This window comes from Streptomyces sp. NPDC004658 (assembly GCF_040609555.1).
Taxonomy (GTDB): Bacteria; Actinomycetota; Actinomycetes; order Streptomycetales; family Streptomycetaceae; genus Streptomyces.
Genome location: NZ_JBEXKG010000457.1, coordinates 1 through 1,021, shown reverse-complemented (window position 1 = coordinate 1,021; position 1,021 = coordinate 1). Strand labels below are relative to the sequence as shown.

The 1,021-nt window shown below is 69.0% G+C and carries 1 protein-coding gene and 1 pseudogene; both read right to left on the bottom strand.

Annotated elements, in window-relative coordinates:
* Nucleotides 1-273 (bottom strand): annotated as a pseudogene (locus tag ABZV94_RS42140) (ATP-binding protein); the annotation flags it as partial.
* 227 nt (nucleotides 274-500) lie between these two features.
* Complete coding sequence (locus ABZV94_RS42135; RefSeq protein ID WP_018102617.1) at nucleotides 501-824, bottom strand: STAS domain-containing protein; 324 nt, start codon at nucleotides 822-824, stop codon at nucleotides 501-503.
* Nucleotides 825-1,021 lie beyond the last annotated feature (197 nt).

Here is a 1,021-nt window from a genome sequence, read left to right as displayed (position 1 = left end):
CCGCTCACGGTCGGCCCGCTCCGCCGGGGTGCGGCGGACGGGCGCGGCCGGCTGCTCACCGGGCGGGCAGGGTTCGACCTCGCTGCCGTCGACCGGGTTGACGGTGAGCAGGAGGTCGCCGGATATGAGCGGGACGATGCGGGCCTGTTGCGGTGTTTGCTGACCGAAATCAGGCGTCAGCGGATCACGGGAGGGACGGCGCCGGCCTGATTCCTCGGTGAAGTCGCTGCTGTCATGGCCGAACTCTTCCGGCCCCCGGTGTGTCGGGTCCATCGCCAAAGCCCCCAAGACGCGTCGAGCACGGTTGTCCCTCCCGGCCTCGCACGCCCAGCTGTCGCTTCCGGTCCGGTGTCCGCCAGGTGGGTCCGTCAATCGGCAGACGGCCGAACCCTAAACCTTCGCACAGTATCTACGAACATCCGGGGTGCGACGCCGTCCCACAGATCACGGTCTCGTGAGGATTGTGTGGTTCCGACCGCGCCCCCGGAGGGAAGGTGTCGTCAGACGCGCGGCAGGGATTCCGCGGCGATTCCGCCCTCGATGGCCAGAATGCGGTGCAGTCTGGTGGCCACGAGCAACCGTTGCATCTGCGGCGGTACGCCCCGGAGCACCAGCCGCCGCCCGGCACGCCCGGCCCGGCGGTGCGCTCCCATGATGACGCCCAGTCCCGTCGCGTCCCACGAATCCAGCTCGGTCAGGTCGAGCACCAGGTCGCCGACTCCGTCGTCGAGGGCCGAGTGCAGGACCGTACGGGCGTCCGCCGCGCTTCGGACGTCGAGGCGGCCCCCGACGACCAGCTCGGCGTGGTCGCCCCTGATGTGCATATGCGCTCCCCTGGAATGCTCCGTGGCATGGCCGGTCTGTCTGAAACTGTCTCTGCCCCAACTGACTGCGGCAACGACAGGGAAGTTGCCGTCTGTAAGCGAACCGATACCGAATTCACTCCGTGGAGTGACCCCGGCGCGCAGTGGACCCTGCGGATCCACGTGCGGATCCACTGGTACCGGACGCCGGCCCTCCC